The 18,305-nt window shown below is 65.9% G+C and carries 19 protein-coding genes; 11 read left to right on the top strand and 8 right to left on the bottom strand.

What is annotated here, in order from left to right; all coding sequences use genetic code 11:
* Positions 1 to 25: 25 nt before the first annotated feature.
* From LQ232_RS09120 to LQ232_RS09105, 4 genes are read right to left on the bottom strand one after another with little or no spacing between them, the layout of a single operon-like run.
* Complete coding sequence (locus LQ232_RS09120; protein ID WP_230180004.1) at positions 26 to 1,480, bottom strand: NAD(P)(+) transhydrogenase (Re/Si-specific) subunit beta; 1,455 nt, start codon at positions 1,478 to 1,480, stop codon at positions 26 to 28.
* Positions 1,481 to 1,798: an NAD(P) transhydrogenase subunit alpha gene (locus tag LQ232_RS09115; RefSeq protein WP_230180003.1), complete on the bottom strand. Its 318-nt coding sequence runs from the start codon at positions 1,796 to 1,798 to the stop codon at positions 1,481 to 1,483.
* 24 nt (positions 1,799 to 1,822) lie between these two features.
* Complete coding sequence (gene panD, locus LQ232_RS09110) at positions 1,823 to 2,188, bottom strand: aspartate 1-decarboxylase (RefSeq protein ID WP_230180002.1); 366 nt, start codon at positions 2,186 to 2,188, stop codon at positions 1,823 to 1,825.
* A gap of 21 nt (positions 2,189 to 2,209) precedes the next feature.
* The gene (locus LQ232_RS09105; protein WP_230180001.1) at positions 2,210 to 3,325 is read right to left on the bottom strand and encodes a Re/Si-specific NAD(P)(+) transhydrogenase subunit alpha; all 1,116 of its coding nucleotides are present in this window, start codon (positions 3,323 to 3,325) and stop codon (positions 2,210 to 2,212) included.
* A gap of 185 nt (positions 3,326 to 3,510) precedes the next feature.
* Between LQ232_RS09105 and LQ232_RS09100 the strand changes: the two genes are divergently transcribed.
* From LQ232_RS09100 to LQ232_RS09080, 5 genes are read left to right on the top strand one after another with little or no spacing between them, the layout of a single operon-like run.
* A complete protein-coding gene (locus tag LQ232_RS09100) occupies positions 3,511 to 4,065 on the top strand; it encodes an NUDIX hydrolase (RefSeq protein WP_230180000.1) in 555 nt (184 codons plus the stop codon).
* A complete protein-coding gene (mnmA, locus tag LQ232_RS09095) occupies positions 4,062 to 5,174 on the top strand; it encodes a tRNA 2-thiouridine(34) synthase MnmA (RefSeq protein ID WP_230179999.1) in 1,113 nt (370 codons plus the stop codon). The genes LQ232_RS09100 and mnmA overlap by 4 nt, the downstream gene beginning before the upstream one ends.
* The gene (locus LQ232_RS09090; protein ID WP_230179998.1) at positions 5,171 to 5,626 is read left to right on the top strand and encodes a putative toxin-antitoxin system toxin component, PIN family; all 456 of its coding nucleotides are present in this window, start codon (positions 5,171 to 5,173) and stop codon (positions 5,624 to 5,626) included. The genes mnmA and LQ232_RS09090 overlap by 4 nt, the downstream gene beginning before the upstream one ends.
* Complete coding sequence (locus LQ232_RS09085; RefSeq protein ID WP_230179997.1) at positions 5,623 to 6,192, top strand: DUF1439 domain-containing protein; 570 nt, start codon at positions 5,623 to 5,625, stop codon at positions 6,190 to 6,192. The genes LQ232_RS09090 and LQ232_RS09085 overlap by 4 nt, the downstream gene beginning before the upstream one ends.
* 28 nt (positions 6,193 to 6,220) lie before the next feature.
* On the top strand, positions 6,221 to 7,162 hold the full coding sequence (locus tag LQ232_RS09080; RefSeq protein ID WP_230179996.1) for a PaaI family thioesterase: 942 nt from the start codon (positions 6,221 to 6,223) through the stop codon (positions 7,160 to 7,162).
* Between the two features lie 13 nt (positions 7,163 to 7,175).
* On the opposite strand, the gene LQ232_RS09075 is transcribed toward LQ232_RS09080, so the two are convergent.
* From LQ232_RS09075 to LQ232_RS09065, 3 genes are read right to left on the bottom strand one after another with little or no spacing between them, the layout of a single operon-like run.
* Positions 7,176 to 8,171 carry an NAD(P)-dependent oxidoreductase gene (locus LQ232_RS09075; RefSeq protein ID WP_230179995.1) on the bottom strand — a complete coding sequence of 332 codons (996 nt, stop codon included), beginning with the start codon at positions 8,169 to 8,171 and terminating at the stop codon, positions 7,176 to 7,178.
* Entirely contained in the window at positions 8,168 to 9,250 is a 1,083-nt protein-coding gene (locus tag LQ232_RS09070; protein WP_371820157.1) for a hypothetical protein, read from the bottom strand. The genes LQ232_RS09075 and LQ232_RS09070 overlap by 4 nt, the downstream gene beginning before the upstream one ends.
* Before the next feature lie 27 nt (positions 9,251 to 9,277).
* Complete coding sequence (locus LQ232_RS09065) at positions 9,278 to 10,072, bottom strand: SDR family oxidoreductase (RefSeq protein WP_230179994.1); 795 nt, start codon at positions 10,070 to 10,072, stop codon at positions 9,278 to 9,280.
* A gap of 91 nt (positions 10,073 to 10,163) precedes the next feature.
* Between LQ232_RS09065 and LQ232_RS09060 the strand changes: the two genes are divergently transcribed.
* A complete protein-coding gene (locus LQ232_RS09060) occupies positions 10,164 to 11,228 on the top strand; it encodes an AraC family transcriptional regulator (RefSeq protein WP_230179993.1) in 1,065 nt (354 codons plus the stop codon).
* Positions 11,229 to 11,679: 451 nt separating this feature from the next.
* Here LQ232_RS09060 and glpD read toward each other — a convergent pair whose 3' ends face one another.
* Positions 11,680 to 13,317 carry a glycerol-3-phosphate dehydrogenase gene (gene glpD, locus LQ232_RS09055; RefSeq protein ID WP_230179992.1) on the bottom strand — a complete coding sequence of 546 codons (1,638 nt, stop codon included), beginning with the start codon at positions 13,315 to 13,317 and terminating at the stop codon, positions 11,680 to 11,682.
* A gap of 134 nt (positions 13,318 to 13,451) precedes the next feature.
* Here glpD and LQ232_RS09050 point away from each other — a divergent pair, with 134 nt between their 5' ends.
* From LQ232_RS09050 to LQ232_RS09030, 5 genes are all read left to right on the top strand, one after another.
* The gene (locus tag LQ232_RS09050; RefSeq protein WP_230179991.1) at positions 13,452 to 14,270 is read left to right on the top strand and encodes a DeoR/GlpR family DNA-binding transcription regulator; all 819 of its coding nucleotides are present in this window, start codon (positions 13,452 to 13,454) and stop codon (positions 14,268 to 14,270) included.
* Between the two features lies 1 nt (position 14,271).
* Positions 14,272 to 15,774: a glycerol kinase GlpK gene (gene glpK, locus LQ232_RS09045; protein ID WP_230179990.1), complete on the top strand. Its 1,503-nt coding sequence runs from the start codon at positions 14,272 to 14,274 to the stop codon at positions 15,772 to 15,774.
* 97 nt (positions 15,775 to 15,871) lie between these two features.
* A complete protein-coding gene (locus tag LQ232_RS09040; protein ID WP_230179989.1) occupies positions 15,872 to 16,771 on the top strand; it encodes an alpha/beta fold hydrolase in 900 nt (299 codons plus the stop codon).
* Positions 16,772 to 16,954: 183 nt separating this feature from the next.
* Positions 16,955 to 17,833: a 4-hydroxy-tetrahydrodipicolinate synthase gene (dapA, locus tag LQ232_RS09035; protein WP_230179988.1), complete on the top strand. Its 879-nt coding sequence runs from the start codon at positions 16,955 to 16,957 to the stop codon at positions 17,831 to 17,833.
* Between the two features lie 66 nt (positions 17,834 to 17,899).
* Positions 17,900 to 18,292 (top strand): VOC family protein, encoded by a 393-nt coding sequence (locus LQ232_RS09030; RefSeq protein WP_230179987.1) that lies wholly within the window; start codon positions 17,900 to 17,902, stop codon positions 18,290 to 18,292.
* Positions 18,293 to 18,305: the final 13 nt, after the last annotated feature.

The following is an 18,305-nucleotide window of genomic DNA, read 5'->3' as shown; positions in this document are numbered from 1 at the left end:
GGGATCACCCTCCCCTGAAGGATCCTTATTCGACCGCCTTGACCATGTCCTCGACCACTTTCTTGGCATCGCCAAACACCATCATGGTCTTGTCGCTGTAGAACAGTTCGTTGTCCAGCCCGGCATAACCCGCCGCCATCGAGCGCTTGTTCACGATGATGGTCTTGGCCTTGTACGCTTCCAGAATGGGCATGCCGTAGATCGGGCTGCCCTTGGTGTGCGCCGCAGGGTTCACCACGTCGTTGGCACCCAAGATGATCGCCACATCAGCCTGGCCGAACTCGCCGTTGATGTCTTCCATCTCAAACACCTGGTCGTAAGGCACTTCGGCCTCGGCCAGCAGCACGTTCATGTGACCAGGCATGCGCCCCGCCACCGGGTGGATCGCGTACTTCACCGTGATGCCCTTTTCGGTGAGCTTGGCGGCCAGCTCCTTGACGGCATGTTGCGCACGCGCCACGGCCAGGCCGTAGCCCGGCACGATGATCACGGTCTCGGCATTGCCCAACACGAAGGCCGCGTCGTCAGCCGAACCGCTCTTGACCGGACGCGCCGCTTGCGCGCCACCCGCCACGGCCGCGGCGGCATCACCGCCAAAGCCGCCCAGGATCACGTTGAAGAACGAGCGGTTCATGGCCTTGCACATGATGTAGCTCAGGATCGCGCCCGACGAGCCCACCAGCGAACCGGCGATGATCAGCATGGAGTTGTTCAGCGAGAAGCCGATGCCCGCCGCCGCCCAGCCCGAGTAGCTGTTCAACATGGACACCACCACCGGCATGTCGGCGCCGCCGATCGGGATGATGATCAGCACGCCCAGGACGAAGCTCAGAACGATCAGCGCGACGAACACGTCCATGCGCTGCGTGGCCATGAAGGTGCCGATCAGGCCGATCAGGCCCAGGCCCAGCACCAGGTTCAGCAGGTGCTGGCCCTTGAAGCTCACCGGCGCGCCCTGGAACAGGCGGAACTTGTACTTGCCGCTCAGCTTACCGAAGGCGATGACCGAACCGCTGAAAGTGATGGCACCAATGGCCGCACCCAATGACAGCTCAAGCCGGTTGCCCGTGGGGATCGGCGGCACGGTACCGTCGGCCAGCTTCTGCACGATCTGGAAGGCGTAAGGCTCGGCCACCACGGCCACGGCGATGAACACCGCGGCCAGGCCGATCATGCTGTGCATGAAGGCGACCAGCTCGGGCATCTTGGTCATCTCGACGCGCTTGGCCATGATGGCGCCGGCACCGCCGCCGATCACCAGCGCGCCCAGCACATAGCCCAGGCCTGCACCGAAATCAATGCCCAGCGACTGCGCCTGGCCATGGATGAGGCCAATGGTGGTCAGCACGGCGATCGTCATGCCGACCATGCCGAAGAAATTGCCACGGATCGACGTGGTCGGGTGGCTCAAACCCTTGAGCGCCTGGATGAAACACACCGAGGCGAACAGGTAGAGCAAAGCGATGAGGTTCATGCTCATTTACTTGGCTCCCGCTTTCTTGTCTTTCTTCTTGAACATTTCGAGCATGCGCCGGGTGACCAGGAAGCCCCCGAACACATTGACCGCGGCCAGCGCCACGGCGAGCACGCCCATGGTCTTGCCCAGCGGCGTGACGGTCAGCGCGGCGGCCAGCATGGCACCCACAATGACGATGGCCGAGACCGCGTTGGTCACGGCCATGAGGGGGGTGTGCAGTGCCGGCGTCACCGTCCACACCACGTGATAGCCCACATAGATGGCCAGCACGAAAATGGACAGGTTGATGACGACATGGTCGACTTGGGCAATGGCTTCCATCGTGTCTCCAGGGGATTTGAAAAATCAGTCGAACTTGCGGATTTCTTTGATGGCGTTGCCCTCGTCGAGCAAGACCACCTTGGGCTTGTAGCCGGCCACCTCGGCCTCGGTCATGGGCGCGTAGGTGCAGATGATGAGCAGGTCGCCCACGTGCGCCTTGCGCGCGGCCGCGCCGTTCAGAGAGATCACGCCCGAGCCGCGCGCGGCCTTGATGACGTAGGTCGAGAAGCGCTCGCCGTTGTTGATGTTGTAGAGCTCGATGTACTCGAACTCTTTCATGTCGGCCGCTTCGAGCAGGTTCTCGTCGATGCCGCAGGAACCTTCGTAGTTCAGGTCGGCCTCGGTCACGGTGGCGCGGTGCAGCTTGGCACGCAGCATTTGGCGTTGCATATCAGTCTCCTCGATCCGTCGTCAGGCGCGCAGCAGTTGGCCGCCCTGGCACACCAGGCAAGCCTTGACGATGTCGTCTTCCAGGTCCACGTGGAACTGGCCTTCCTTGTTGAAGACCAGCTTCAGGAAATCCAGCACATTGCGCGCGTACAGGGCCGAGGCATCCGCGGCCACCAGGGCCGGCAGGTTGGTCTCGCCCACCAGGGTCACGCCATGCTTGACCACGGCCTGGTTGGCCTCGGTCAGGGGGCAGTTGCCGCCTTGTGCGGCCGCCAGGTCCACGATCACCGAACCCGGCTTCATGGCCTTGACCATGTCCTCGGTCACGAGCACGGGGGCGGCACGGCCGGGGATCAGGGCGGTGGTGATGACGATGTCGGCGGCGGCCACGCGCTTGGCCACTTCCACCTTCTGGCGGTCCAGCCAGCTTTGGGGCATGGGGCGGGCATAGCCCCCCACGCCTTCGGCGGCTTCTTTTTCTTCAGCGGTTTCGTAAGGCACGTCGATGAACTTGGCGCCCAAGGATTCGACCTGTTCCTTCACCGAAGGACGCACGTCGGAGGCTTCGATGACCGCGCCCAGGCGCTTGGCCGTGGCGATGGCCTGCAAACCGGCCACGCCCACACCCAGGATCACCACGCGGGCGGCCTTGACGGTGCCCGCGGCGGTCATCAGCATCGGGAAGATGCGCTGGTACTTGTCGGCGGCGATCATGACGGCCTTGTAGCCCGCCAGATTGGCTTGCGAGGACAGCACGTCCATGCTCTGCGCACGCGTGGTGCGGGGCGCTGCTTCGAGCGCGAAGCCGGTGGCCTGGGCGTCGGTCAGCGCCTGCAAACCGGCCTTGTCGAAGGGATTGAGCATGCCCACCACGACCGCGCCAGGCTTGAGCAGCGCGAGTTCGTTGGCGAAGGGCGCCCGCACCTTGAGCACCATGTCGGCGCCAAACGCGCCAGCCACATCGGTGATTTCGGCGCCAGCGGCAGCGTAGGCTTCGTCGGTCACGCTGGCGGCAATGCCGGCACCGGACTGGACGCGAAGGGTGTGCCCTTGCGCCTTCAATTTCTTCACCGTCTCGGGGGTCACGGCCACGCGGCTTTCACCGACAGCGGTCTCCAAGGGTATGCCAATCAGCATACGGTCTCCTAATTAGGGGGTGCGGCAGCGGCATTTGCGCCAAACCTGCCAGCATACACAACAATCTTGCATTCTCGGTGCGACCGTGGCTGGCGCACCCTCAAATGTGAGGGTCGGCGTTGTCACATTGTGAAGAATCACGATTGCCACACATTGACACACCATTGACGGATAATCCTGCGCTCATGAAGACCGCCGATATTTTGGAAGCGGAGGCCAAGGCTGGCTCCCCCCTTGTTCCTTCGCAACGCTGGAAACCCAACGTCACTGTGGCGGCGGTGGTTGAGCGCGACGGCCGCTTTCTGCTGGTGGAAGAACAGACCAGCGATGGCCTGCTGCTGAACAACCCGGCCGGCCACCTCGATCCAGGTGAATCACCGTTGCAAGGCGTGATGCGCGAGACGCTGGAAGAGACCGCCTGCCAGTTCACCCCGCAAGGCTTTCTGGGCATGTACATGTCTCGCTTTCGGCGCACGCGCACTGGCGAGGACATCACCTACCTGCGCCTGACCTTCTTCGGCACCGTGTCTGAGCCCGACCCCACGTTGCAGCTGGATGAAGGCATCGTGCGCGCCGTGTGGATGACCGCCGACGAAATCCGCGCCTGCCCTGAGCGTCATCGCAGCCCCCTGGTGCTCGAGTGCCTGGAAACCTACTTGTCGGGCGTGCGCTATCCCTTGTCCATCCTGACGATCCACGACAGCGTCTTCGCACCGCCAGCCGCCGTCCGCTCGGCATGAGCGCCGCCCGGCCGCAGCGCGTCGTCGTCGGCCTCAGCGGCGGCGTCGATTCAGCGGTCACCGCGCACCTGCTCAAGCAGCAGGGCCACGAGGTGGTCGGCATCTTCATGAAGAACTGGGAAGATGACGACGACAGCGAATATTGCTCGACCCGTCAGGATTTCCTGGACGCGGCCAGCGTGGCCGATGTGCTGGGCATCGAGATCGAGCACGTCAACTTCGCGGCCGATTACAAAGACCGCGTCTTCGCTGATTTTCTGCGCGAGTACCAGGCCGGCCGCACGCCCAACCCCGATGTGCTGTGCAACGCCGAGATCAAGTTCAAGGCCTTTTTGGACCATGCCATGCGCCTGGGCGCCGAGAAGATTGCCACGGGGCACTACGCCCGAGTGCGTGAGCGCGAAGGCCGCTTCGAGTTGCTCAAGGGCCTGGACCCGCTGAAAGATCAAAGCTATTTTTTGCACCGCCTGAACCAGGCGCAACTGAGCAAGACGATGTTCCCCGTGGGCGAGTTGCCCAAGACCGAGGTGCGGCGCATCGCGGCTGAGATCGGTCTGCCCAACGCCAAGAAGAAAGACTCGACCGGCATTTGCTTCATCGGCGAACGGCCGTTCCGCGAGTTTCTGAACAAGTACCTGTCGAACCAGCCAGGCCTGATCAAGGACGACCGCGGCCGCACTTTGGGTGAGCACGTGGGCTTGAGCTTTTACACGCTGGGCCAGCGCAAGGGCATCGGCATTGGCGGCGTGAAAGAAAAGGGCGCGCCGCGCGGCGGGGGCGAGCACGACGCCTGGTTCGTGGCTCGCAAGGACATGGCGGCCAATGTGCTGTATGTGGTGCAAGGGCACGACCACTCCTGGCTGCAATCGCACACCTTGAGCGCCGATGACCTGAGTTGGGTGGCGGGCAATGCGCCGCCCCTGAGCCCTTGTGCGGCCAAGACACGCTATCGGCAAGCGGACGCGGCCTGCTCGATTGACGCGGCCGACCACGCGCACCTGCGCTTGAGTTTTGCCCAGCCGCAATGGGCCGTGACCCCGGGCCAGTCGGCTGTGCTGTACGACGGTGACATCTGTCTGGGTGGCGGCGTGATCAGCGGCGCGGCATGAACACCGAAGCCAGCACTCCTGCCGCGGCCGAAGTGCCCATCATCATCCTGGACACCAACGCCCTGCTCGACTGGCGCGTGTTCAAGGACCCGTCCGCCTCGCCCCTGGCCGAAGCCCTGCAAGCGGGCCAACTGCGCTGGCTGGCCAGCCCGGCCATGCAGACCGAATGGGGCCACGTGTGGCCACGCAGCGCGTTCGCGCGCTGGCAGCCTGATCAAGCCCTGACCACCACGGTGTTCAGCCATGCCCAGATGGTGGACGAACCGCCCCGCGGCCCGCTGAAGTGCAAGGACCCCGATGACCAGGTGTTCATCGACCTCGCCCTGCACGTGGGCGCACGCTGGCTGATCAGCAAGGATGCCGCCTTGCTCAAGCTGGCCCGGCGCGCCAGGCTGCTGGGCGTGAACGTGATGACGCTGCAACAATGGTCCACCTTGCCCCTCGCCTCATGAATTCATTGATCCCGAACCGACGATCGCTCTTCGTCATCGCCGCCGCGCTGGCCATGGGCCTGGCTGGCTGCGCCACCCTGATGGGCCCGCGCACCGTCGAGATCTCGCGGGAGCAACTGCTGGCAAAGCTGTCCAAACAATTCCCCATGCGCAAGACGCTGGCCGAGGTGTTCGAGGTCGAAGCGCAAGCGCCGAGGCTTCAGCTCAATCCCGACACCAACCGCGTCGCGTCCGAGTTCGACATCAAGGCCACGGACCGCCTGTTTGGCCGCAGCTACCAAGGCACGGTGGGCGTCAGCTTCGGCATGCGCTATGAAGCGCAAGACCGCACCATCCGCTTGAACACGGTGACCATCGACAAGCTGGCGATTGCTGGTTTGTCGGAGGCCACGCAGCGGCAGTGGACCAAGCTGGGCGCGATGTTGGCCCAAGACAAATTGCAGGACTACCCCATCCACCAGTTCAAGCCCGAAGACCTGCGCGAGGTGGACCGTCGCGGCTACCAGGTGGAAGACATCCGCGTGACAGCCGCCGGCCTGTCCGTCAAACTCGTGCCCAAGCCCTGACCTTCCCCCTGATTCCGCCACGATCCCCATGAGCCTTTTCAACGACAGTGACCGCCTGCAATGGGTCCACGCCTTCATCGCCGGCATCCCTTATGCCCGCGCCTCCAACATGCGCGTGACCGAGGCCTTGCAGAACCACGCGACGCTGGCCATGCCGGCTTGCGGCGACTGGACCGGCGACGCCGAGCGCCAACTCACGCACCCTGGCGTGCTGACCGTCCTGGCCGACACCGCTTGCGGCGTGGCCGTGGGCACCGCGCTGGACGTGATGGAGCCCTTCGCCACGCTGGATTTGCGCATGGACTACCTGCGCCCCGCCGTGGCCGACCGCGAGCTGATCTGCCACGCCGAATGCCACCGCCTGTCGCGCAGCGTCGCCTTTGTGCGCGGTGAGATCCGCCAGCCAGGGCAAGACGAGGTGCTGGCCACCGTGCAGGCCACGTTCATGCGGGCCACGGCCAGCGTGCGGCGTGACCCGTCGGCCGCGCCCAAGCCCGCCCGGGCCACCGCCGAGGCCAAGCCCGCTGAAGCCGCCCAAGCTCTGCCACCCACCGTGACACCCGCGTTGAAACCCGGCGTGTCGCCTTATGTGGATTACCTCGCCGTGCACCAAAGCTCGGCGGAGGGTGATGACGCACCCTTGTTCCGCCTGCCCTTCAAGCCCGATCTGATCGGCAACCCGGTGCTGCCCGCTTTGCATGGCGGCGTGTTGGCCGGTTTTGCCGAAACGGCCATGGTGCTGCACCTGGTCTCGACCATGGGCTTGAGCGACGGCACGCCACCGCGCGGCGTCGATTTCTCGATCGACTACCTGCGCTCGGCCCGGCCGGTGGACACCTTCGCGCAAGCCACCACGATCCGGCAAGGCAGCCGCGTGGCGCTGGTGCAAGTCACGGTGTGGCAAGAAGACCAGCGCAAGCCGGTGGCCACGGCGCGCGGCCATTTCCTGCTGCCCCGCGACCAGGCCTGAAGCGCAAGCAAACTCAAAGCCCGCGCGCCTGGATGTCCTGCTGGATCGACCGCAGGATTTGCGGGTAGTCCACGGCCGGAGCCCACCCCAGGGAACGCGCCTTGTCGGTGGGGAACTGGTTGTCCCACGCGATCAGGTTGAGCGCCTCGCGCGTCACGGGCGGACGTTGCTTGGGCAAAAAGCGCCTGTAGACGGGCTCGACCACGCGGGCGCCCAGGTAGGCCAGCGCTCGCGGGGTGGACCGTGGCGGCGGCGTGCCCATCAAGGCGGCCAGGTCCGTGAAGTAGCGGCGCCACGTGAGCGGCAATCCGTCGTGGATGTTGAAGGCCTGGCCAAAGGCCACGGGTGTCTGGCTGGCCAGCACCAAAAAGTCGGCCACGTTGTCCACGATGGCCAGTGCAGCGCACCCCTGCCCACCGCCCACCAAGGCCGGCAATCCTTGGCGCAAGGCGTGCGCAGCGTCCAGCAACCAGGGCCCCGAGCCCGGCCCGATGATGTTGGCGGGCCGCACCACGCACACCCGCCCCCCTTGATCGCGAAAGCGCCAGGCCAGCGCCTCCTGGCCTTGCTTGGCCCGGCCATAAGGGCCTTGCGGCTGGCCCAGCGGCGTGTCTTCACGGCACACGCCGCGCTGGATGGCATCGCCATAGGCGCACACGCTGGTGGTGAGGACCACGGCCGAGTCCTGCCGCCGCGCCACCTCGAACACATGCGCCGTGCCGCCCACGGTGACGCGCTCGTGCTGGGCGTACGTGCCGCCGTCCCCCACCAAGGCGGCCAGGTGGAAGATGCGCGCACAGCCTTGCGCGGCCAGCGCCACATCCTCAAGGCGGGTGATGTCGCCACGCACTACCTTGACGCGCGATGACCATTCAGGCGGCACTGCTTCGTGGAGCAGCGCCAGCACCTGGACAGGGCCAGTGGCTTGGCGCAAAAGCTGGTTGACCAAAGCGCGGCCCAGGAAGCCGCAGCCCCCGGTGACCAGCACGCCGTCGTCGCCCGGCCTCATCGACCCTGCACCTGGCCGAAATGCGCTTCACCAAACAGGTGGCTGGCCACATCGCCGGGGAACAACCAGAACGGCGTGCGCTCGCTGGAGGTGGCGCAGTTGGGGTATGCCGGATTGGCCGAAGGCCCGGCGAGTGTTTTCTCGAGCACCATGGAGATGTACTGGTCGTTGCTGCCCTCCAGCGTGTTGCCGTTCAGGATCACTTCCACCCCCGTGCTCAAGGCGTGCTTGCGCACCGCGTTGATGCGCGAGTGCCTGGGCTCGTAGGCATCGACGCCCACGCCGTTCTCGCTGGTCACGCGGATGCCATCGGGCACGCGCGCCGCCATCGAGTGGTTGCCCTCGGTGTGACCGGGCGTGTGGACCAGCGCCAGGCCTGGGCCCAGGCTCACACTGCGGTCAAAGGTGATGACGCGCTCGGGCGCGATGCCATCGATGCCACGCGGGCAATACCAATCGGCCTGGATGGGCAGCAGGTGCTGGGTCGACGCCCACTCCTGGTGGTGCACCAGCAGTTTGGCCTTGGGAAAGAAGCCCGGCGTGCCGTGGCTGCCCAGCCAACGCCGCACATCTTGCGTGTGCAGGTGGTCGTAGCTGATGTAGTCCACCTGCTCGGGCTGGATGCCGCATTCGGCCAGGGCGCTTTGCACCGTGTGGTACTGCGGTGCAAACACGCTGTTGAAGCTGCGCGGCACGCTTTGCGCCAGCCGTTTGAAGAATGGCGTCTCGCGGTTGGCTTCATGGTCGGTGGGTGAAAGCATGAGCGTGCGCACCACGCCAGCATGGTCACGGTACTGCACCACGAACAAGCGGTTGAGCAAGTGCACCAGCGGGAACTTGAAGCCCCGATGCGCGAACACGCCTGAGAACGCGTAGTAGGTGGGATAAGGCGCGCGGATGAGGTCGAAGCTGCGGTAGAACAGCACTTCGGGCTCGGCCATCATGCGGTCGTGCAGGGCCTGCGCGCGGCGGCGCACCTCTTGCAGCCGCGCTTGCGGGCTGTTGGATTCGCGGGCCTGGTCAAAGTCGGTCAGCGCCTTCATGCCGGCGGGCAAAGGCGTGGTGTCAATGGTCATCATGAAGCGGTCTTTGAAAAGTGAAGGGCGTCACTGGCCGGCCATGCGCGCCGTGACGAAACGGTTGATCGCATCGGGCGAATGCTTGGCCAATTGGTAGAACAACTTGGTCTGCCAACCCACGACCGAGTGGCCGGGCAAGCGCGAAGGCTTGCCTTGCGACAAACGCCAGACGGTGCGGGCCACGTCGTCGGCGCTCAGTCGCACGCCCAGGGTCTGCACGGTCTTCATCTTGCTGACGTCATCACGGACCATGGCGGTGTTGACGAACAAAGGCAGCACATCGACCACGCGGATGCCGTGGCGCTGCCACTCGATGTCGAGCGCCTCGGTGAAGCCGCGCACCGCCGCCTTGGTGGCCGAATAGGTGCTGAGCATGGGCTGGCCATACAGTGCCGAGGCCGAGCACATGTTGACCACGCGCGCGCCCGGCGTGCGCTTGAGGAAGGGCAAAGCATGGTGGCAGCCGTTGACCACGCCCTTCAGGTTGATGTCGATGAGGCGGTGGTGGCGGGCCAGTTCGGCCTCTTCAAAGGGGCTGGTCACGGACACGCCGGCGTTGTTGAACAAAAGATCAAGCCGCTGTCCTGCGGCCTGCCAGAAGGCCTCCAACTGGGGCGCCCAATCATCGGCATTGGACACATCCAATCGACCCGCGTGGCAACGGTCCGCGCCCAGTTGCTCGCGTAAGGCCCGAAGGGCCGCTTCGTCCACGTCATACAGCCCCACGAACCAGCCGGCATGGGCAAAGCGCTCGGCCACGGCCCGCCCGATGCCGGCGGCAGCGCCTGTGATGAAAATGCTGGGGCGTGGGTGACTGCTCATGCGGTGAATGCTCCTCAATGGAGCGCCCAGCATAGCCAGGCAGGGATGACCCGTCTTGACCTGATCGACCTGAAATTTGACAATTTCGTCCATGCCGCCCTTGTCCCCGCTTTCCTCGCACCCATCCCTGCCCGCCCGCCTGTACGAGCGCGATGTGGTGCAAGGCATGGTGCCGCTCAACCTGGTGCGGGTGCTGGGCGAATACCTGTCATCGAAAGGTCTTGATCCCCATGGGGTGCTGCCCCGAGACCTGGATCTGGGCAGTGCCAACCCACTGGGTCGCTTCTCGGCCGAGGCTTATTGCCAGTTGCTGATCAAGGCGGCCGAACGCCTGCACGATCCCTTGCTGGGCCTGCACCTGGGGCAGACCATCCAGCCGGCGCACCTGGGCGCGCTGGGCTATGTGCTGCTGGCCTGCGAGAACCTGGGGGGTGCGCTGCAGCGCATCCAGCGTTACCACCGCCTGGTCCACGACATCAACCCGGTGCAGCACCGCATTGAAGGCGGCAACCTGGAGCTGCAATGGGGCATCGCGCATGGCAAGCCAGGGGCTTTGTTCGACGAATCAGGCATCGCCGGCCTGGTGCAGTTTGGGCGCGATGTGTGTGCGCAGCAACTGCCTTTGGTCCAGGTCGATTTCGTGAATCCGCCGCCATCTGATCTTCGGCCCTACCTGGATTACTTTGGCTGCCCGGTGCGCTTCAACCAGCCCATGACACGCCTGGCCATCCCGCTGGACAGCCTGATGGCGCCCTTGCGCCAGGCAGACCCCACGCTGCTCAAGCTGATGGAAGAGCAGGTGGACGCGGCCATGGCGCAGTTGCCGGATGCCGGCGACCTGGGCGAGGTGACCCGGCGCGTGGTGGCTCACCTGGCGCCCTTGGGCACGCCAGAGTTGGAGCAGGTGGCCCAGGCATTGCGGCTGTCGCCCCGCGTGTTTTACCGTCGCCTGGCCGAGCAGGGTTTGAACTTTCGGGATCTGCGCGAAACGGCCTTGCAGCAGGTGGCCGAGCTGCATTTGCGCGACCCCAGGTTGACGTTGGCCGAGGTGGGTGCCTTGCTGGGCTATTCCGAGCAAAGCGCTTTTTCGCGGGCTTTCAAGCGTTGGTCGGGCGTGCCGCCTTTGCAGTGGCGGCAGGGGCTCAAGGATGTGTGAGGTGCTGGCTGGGAGCGCGGGGCGAGGGCTGGGCGGGTATCCGTCAAGGCCTCGTGTTGGTGGTCCCGCTTTTCAAGCGGGACTGCCTTGCGGTGCTCAGCACCAACAAGGCGCCCAGCCGGATACCCACCCAGCCCTTGTTTCGCCCCGCTGGTGGCGTGGCACGAAATGCGGCCGTGGCATGCCACCAGCGGGGTGGATCAGGGGTTCGGCGGAGGCGGGCGGGGCGACTTTGGGGGCGTCGAGGCGCACAGGCCGCGGCGGGTTGCCCCTCGCACCGCGAGGGGTCGGCGAGGACTGTTTGAGCGCGCAGCGCGAGTTCCGCAGCCGCCCGCCGTGGCCGAGCACCGAGAGCAGTCCGCCGCAACGCGGTGGACCGCCACCATAGGAGCCCCGCCCGCCTCCGCCGAATCCCCCGCCCCGCGTTTCCAGACAGAAGCAAGGCCATCGATCAGCGGCTCATCCCACTGTGGTGAAACCCCAGCGTGCGCCCCGGCGCCGACTGGGCCTGCAACCAATCGGCCACCGCCTGGCGCTGCTCCGGCGTGTAATGCAGTCCCAGCTTGCTGCGCCGCCACAGGATGTCATCGGCCGTTTGCGCCCACTCGTGCCGCTTCAGGTAAAACAACTCGATCTCGTACAGGTCGGGCGCCACCTCCGCACCCAGGTCGGCCCGCGATGTCACACCATCCAGCAGGCGCAAGACACGACTGCCATACGCACGCGTCCAGCGGCGCATCAATCCGAGGTCCAGCCAGGCATGGCGCCGGCGCAAGCGCGACTGGAACTCGGTCATGTCCAGATCGGGGTGCACGGCCTCATCGATCAGGTCGGTCAACTGCCCGCCCGGCAAAACGGCATCGGCCGTCCAGCGGTGGCGCAACTCGCCCAGTTGGCGCCCCACCAAGTCGGCCGCTTCTTCTGACAACAAGCGGAAGGTGGTGAGCTTGCCGCCCCACACCGTCAACCACGGCGCTGGAAAAGACTGCGCCTCCAGCCGATAGTCGCGCGTCACGGCCGAAGCCTTGCCACTGGCATCGTCCAGCAAGGGGCGCACCCCCGCGAACTGCCACACCACATCACCCGGCTGCACCGCCTGGCGGAAGTAGCGGCTGGCGTGCTGGCACAGGTACATCACCTCTTCGGGATCAACGCCCACGGCGCCTGGCGCGGCCTTGTGCTCCACGTCGGTGGTGCCGATCAAGGTGAAGTGGCGCTCATACGGAATCGCGAAGATGATGCGGCGGTCTTCGCCCTGGAAGATGTAAGCGTGGTCGTGGTTGAAGATGCGCGGCACCACGATGTGGCTGCCCTTGACCAGGCGCAAATGGGCATGGGCCGCGTCACGTTTGCTGGACGACGCCCTGGGCTGCACGCCCATGACTTGGCGCAACAGGTGCTCGGCCCAGGGCCCGCCGGCATTGACGACGGCACGCGCCCTGACGCGGATCGTGTGCGTGGCCTCTTGCGTGAGCGCATCGTGGTTCACCAGCTCGGCCAACCAGCCGCCCGGCATGGCCTGCAGTTTCTCGCAGCGGGTGCGCGGCAGAATCATCGCACCCCGTTCAGCGGCATCCATCGCACACAGCACCACCAGGCGGGCATCGTCCACCCAGCCATCGGAGTAAACAAAGGCCTTGGACCATTTGGCGTTCAGGGGCGCGCCCAGCGCATGCCCGCGCAAGTTGATGCTGCTGCTGCCCGGCAAAAATTCGCGCACCGCCAGGTTGTCGTACAACCACAGGCCCATGCGGATCATCCAGGCCGGCCGCATGGACGCGTCGTGCGGCAGCACAAAACGCAGTGGCCACATGATGTGCGGGGCAGAGCGCAGCAGCAGTTCGCGCTCGGCCAAGGCCTTGCGCACCAAGGAGAACTCGCCATATTCCAGGTAACGCAGGCCACCATGGATCAGCTTGGTCGATGCCGACGAGGTGTGGCTGGCCAGGTCGTCCTGCTCGCACAGCACCACGTTCCAACCGCGCCCGGCCAGGTCGCGCGCGATGCCCACGCCATTGATGCCGCCGCCCACCACGAGGACATCGCAATGGTGATCCGCCGATGAAGCCTCAGCACTGGTCGTTGACAAACGAGGTCTCCTTTTTCACCTGACCGCAAATCATACTTTGGCGACTTTCTTACACGCCTCGGGCAGATCATCCCCCACTAGGCAAGCTCGTTTTTTTTCATTAATGTTGGTTTTTTTCGTTTAGCCTGACCGTCATGACGAGCAACCCATCCACGAAGGAAGCCGTTGTCGCGCCCGCCAGCGACGATTGGAGGCCCAACCCGCGCCAGATCGCACTGCTCGAAGAAGTGCGCGCGCGCGGGGCCGTGTCAGTTGAACGCCTGGCCTTGCGCCTGAACGTGACCATGCAGACCGTGCGCCGCGACGTGCAGCGCCTGGCCGACGCGGGCTTGCTGCTGCGGTTTCACGGTGGCGTCAGCCTGCCACGCACCGCGCCCTCGGTGGGCGCCTGGAAAGCGCGGCAAGCCCTGCGCGCCGACGCCAAGGCGCGCATCGCCCGCTCGGTGGTCTCGGCCATCCCCGATGGGGCCAGTTTGATGCTGGGCACCGGCACCACGGTGGAGGCGATTGCGCGCGAGTTGCTGCGCCGCCCCGGCCTGCGCATCATCACGCACAACCTGCACGCCGCCCAGGTCTTGAGCGAGCACCCTGACTGCAAGCTGCACATCGCTGGCGGCATCCTGCGCACGCGCGATTGCGCCTTGGAGGGCGAAAGCACCGTGGCCTTCCTGCAGCAGTTCAAGGTCGACATCACCATCCAGTCCACCATGGGCATCGACGCCGATGGCACCATGCGCGACATCGACCTGCGCGAGCTGCCCGTGGCCCAGACCATGATGAACCAGGCCCGCGAATGCTGGCTGGCCACCGACGTCAGCAAGTTCAACCAGGCCGCGTTGGCCGAGGCTGGACGGCTGCACCACATCAAACGCGTGTTCACCGAAGCCCTGCCGCCAGCGCCCTTCCCGGCGCTGCTGCAGGAAGCCGGCGTCGCGCTCACCATTGCACCCTGACATGGCCTTGATCCTCGCCCTGGACCAGGGCACCTCCAGTTCGCGCAGCATCGTGTTCAACGAGCACGGCCAGATCCTGGCGCAAGCCCAGCGCGAGATCCGCCAGGTCTACCCGCGCCCCGGCTGGGTCGAGCACGACCCGATCGAGCTGTGGACCAGCCAGCGCGACACCGCCCTGGCCGCTTTGCAACAAGCGAAAGCGCAAGGCCATGCCCTGACCGACGTGCGCGCCATCGGCATCACCAACCAGCGCGAGACCACGGTGCTGTGGCGCCGTGACACTGGCGAGCCCGTGGCCCATGCCATCGTCTGGCAAGACCGCCGCACCGAAAGCCTGTGCGCCCAATGGCGCGAGCGCGGCCTGAGCGACACCATCCGCGCCAAGACCGGGCTGGTGATCGACCCCTACTTTTCGGGCACCAAGCTGAAGTGGCTGCTGGACAACGTCGATGGCGCGCGCGCTGCCGCCGAGCGCGGCGAGCTGGCCTTCGGCACGGTGGACAGTTGGCTGCTGTGGCAGCTGACCGGTGGCCGCGTGCACGCCACCGACATCACCAACGCCTCGCGCACCTTGCTGTTCAACATCCACACCCAGCAATGGGATGAGGAGTTGCTGAGCCTGCTCGGCATCCCGCCTTCGCTGCTGCCCAGCGTGCACCCATCGAGCCACGCGTTTGGCGTGGCCGATGTGGACGGGCTCCAGGGCCTGCCCATTGGCGGCATCGCGGGCGACCAGCAGGCCGCCCTGTTCGGGCAGGCGGGCTTCACCGCGGGCCTGGCCAAGAACACCTACGGCACCGGCTGCTTCATGCTGATGCACACCGGCGGCCTGGCCCAGCCTTCGGCCAATGGCCTCTTGACCACGGCCGCCGCGCAAGTGGGCACAGCGCCCGCCCAGTACGCGCTTGAAGGCAGCGTCTTCATCGGCGGTGCGGTGGTGCAGTGGTTGCGCGATGGCCTGCAAGCCATCCGCGCCGCCAGCGAGGTGCAATCCCTGGCCGAAAGCGTGCCCGACTCGGGCGGCGTGATCTTCGTGCCCGCCTTCACCGGCCTGGGCGCGCCCTACTGGGACAGCGAAGCACGCGGCGCCATCGTCGGCCTGACGCGGGGCAGCACCGTGGCGCACATCGCGCGCGCCGCGCTCGAATCCATCGCCTTCCAAAGCGCGGCGCTGCTGCTGGCCATGAGCCGCGACGCGGTTGCCGCGGGCGGCCACCCGGTGACCGAACTGCGTGTGGACGGCGGTGCCTGCGTCAACAACCTCTTGATGCAGTTCCAGGCCGACCTGCTCGGCATCCCGGTGGTGCGGCCCAAGGTGGTCGAGACCACAGCCTTGGGCGCGGCATTTTTGGCCGGCCTGTCCTGCGGCGTCTACGAAGACACGGCCACCCTGGCCCGCCTGTGGCAGACCGACCGCGTCTTCCACCCTACCCTGCCTCGTGAACGTGCGCAGGACTTGATGGCGCAGTGGGAGCGCGCCGTGCGGCAGGCTTGCACCACCTGATTTCCAAGGAAGACCCGGGGGCCGAATGTCGCCGCCACTTCCCTGCTGTCGCGCCCACCCCTAGGTTATTGACCTGCGAGTCATTAACATCCGCTGGATGAACACCCCACTGTCCAGCACTTCTTCCTTTGTCCAGGCCCCCGGCGGCCGTCTGGCCTTGCGGCGCTGGGGCACTGCGGGCAAGCCCGTCATGGTGCTGGTGCATGGCTACCCCGACAACAGCAGCAAGTGGGAGGCCGTGGCCCAGCACCTGCGCAAGGACTTCGACGTGGTGGCCTACGACGTGCGCGGTGCGGGCGAGTCCTTCAAACCCACCGCCGTGGCCGACTACAAGCTGGCCCGCCTGACCGAGGACTTCACCGCCGTGATCAACGCCGTGAGCCCCGACCAGCCCGTGCACCTGGTGGCGCACGACTGGGGCTCGGTGCAAAGCTGGGAGTTCGTCACCGAGCCGGCGCTGAAGGGCCGCATCGCCTCCTACACCTCCTGCTCCGGCCCTTCGCTGGACCACGTGGGCTTCTGGATGCGCGACCGCTTGCGCCACCCCAGCGCCACGGGCCTGGGCCAGTTGGGCATGCAGTCGCTCAAGTCCTGGTACATCTACTTCTTCCAGCTGCCGTGGCTGCCGGAAGCCCTTTGGCACGGGGTGCTGGGCCGCCACTGGCCCGGCCTGATGCGCTTTCTGGAAAGCACCCACATCGAGCCCCGGGCCTCGCAGGCCGACGACGGCGCCCATGGCATCAACCTGTACCGCGCCAATGTGTTTGCCTGCATGGCGCGACCGCGCGAGCGCTTTGCCCATGCGCCGGTGCTGCTGCTGGTGGCTTTGAAAGACCGCTTTGTCAGCCCAGCCCTGACCGCCGACCTGGCCCGCTGGGTGCCCAGCCTCACGCGCCGCGAGCTGAACGCGGGGCATTGGGTCACGCTGCAGCAGCCGCAGGCCTTTGCCCAGGCGGTGCGCGAATTCATTGGCACTTTGGGTACACTCAAGCCATGAACGCCCCGGCCTTCTCCTTCAAATCCAAAAAACAGCAGCTCATCTGACCGGAGCCACGCTGTTCCGTCCAGATGAGCGACGGAACAGCAGCTGACGTGCCCTGCCAAGGGACACACTCATCCCCCAATGTCCTCGCTCTTCTGAACGGCCCCTTCATGCGGTCAATGTTTCAGGAGTGTTGTCATGTCTTCCCTTTTTTCAGGCGTCTGGGTGCCACTGGTCACGCCCTTTCAAAACGGGGCGGTCGATCACGCGGCCTTGCGGCGATTGGTGGGCCATTGCACCGCCCAAGGTGTCCATGGACTGGCGCCGTTAGGCACCACGGGCGAGCCCGCCATGCTGGACGACAACGAGCAGTTGGCCGTGCTGGACACCGTGCTGGAGGCCGCCCAAGGCCTGCCGGTGATGGTGGGCCTGGCCGGGGTGCACCCCAGTGATCTGCAGCGGCGGCTGCAAATTTTCGCCACCCGCCCTATCGCGGGCGTGATGGTGCCGGCGCCGGCCTATGTGCGCCCCACCCAGCAGGGCATCGCCGATCACTTCACCCGCTTGGCCGATGCCTCGTCCGTGCCCCTGGTGCTGTACGACATCCCTTACCGCACGGGTGTCGAGATCCAGCTGGACACGCTGCTGGCCCTGGCCGCCCACCCCAACATCCGGGCCATCAAGGACTGCGGCGGCTCGCCCGACAAAACGCAAGCCCTGATCGCCGACGGGCGCCTGGCCGTGCTGACTGGCGAGGACGCGGCCGTGTTCACCACGCTGTGCATGGGCGGGCACGGGGCCATCGCCGCTTCGGCCCAGGTCCGGCCCGAGCTGTTCGTGGCGCTGTACCAGGCGGTGCAAGAGCAACGACTGCAGGATGCGCGCGCGCTCTTCCACGCCCTGGCCCCGCTGGTGCGCACCTTGTTCGACGAGCCCAATCCCAGTGGCGTCAAGGCGGCGCTGCACCTGCAAGGGTGGCTGGACAACGAGCTGCGCCCGCCGATGACCCCTGTCTCGGATGCCACACACTGGCGCCTGGCCAAACACCTTGAAACGCTGGCCAGCGCACCCTCCTGACACCACGTTGTCAGCAGCCCCTGGGCACCATGAAGGCTCCTGTCAACAACACCCAAGGAGCCTGTCATGAGCAACCCATCCACCGCCATCCACCACGCCATCCACTGGTTCGAACTGCCGGTCCGCAGCATTGACCGCACCCAGCCGTTTTACGAAAAAATGCTGGGCGTCAAGCTCAAGCGCGAAAACTTTGGCGGTGCCGACATGGCGGTCTTCCCGGCCGACGACGGTGGCATCCACGGCTGCCTGCTGGCCGAGCCCAATGCCCCGCTCGATCACCACGGCGGCGCCCTGGTCTACCTGAACGCCGCCCCCAGTCTGGACGCCGCCTTGCAACGTGTGGAGGCTGCTGGCGGCCGCATCATCACGCCGCGCCAGGAACTGCCCCAAGGCATGGGCTGCTTCGCGCACGTGACCGACCCCGAAGGCCGCCGAGTGGGTCTGCACGCCCAAAGCTGAGGACAATACCGGC

The sequence above is a fragment of the Aquabacterium sp. CECT 9606 genome (assembly GCF_918741295.1).
Lineage (GTDB): Bacteria > Pseudomonadota > Gammaproteobacteria > Burkholderiales > Burkholderiaceae_C > Aquabacterium.
Note: the sequence above shows the minus strand (reverse complement) of the source record. Positions and strands in the feature narration are given on the sequence as shown.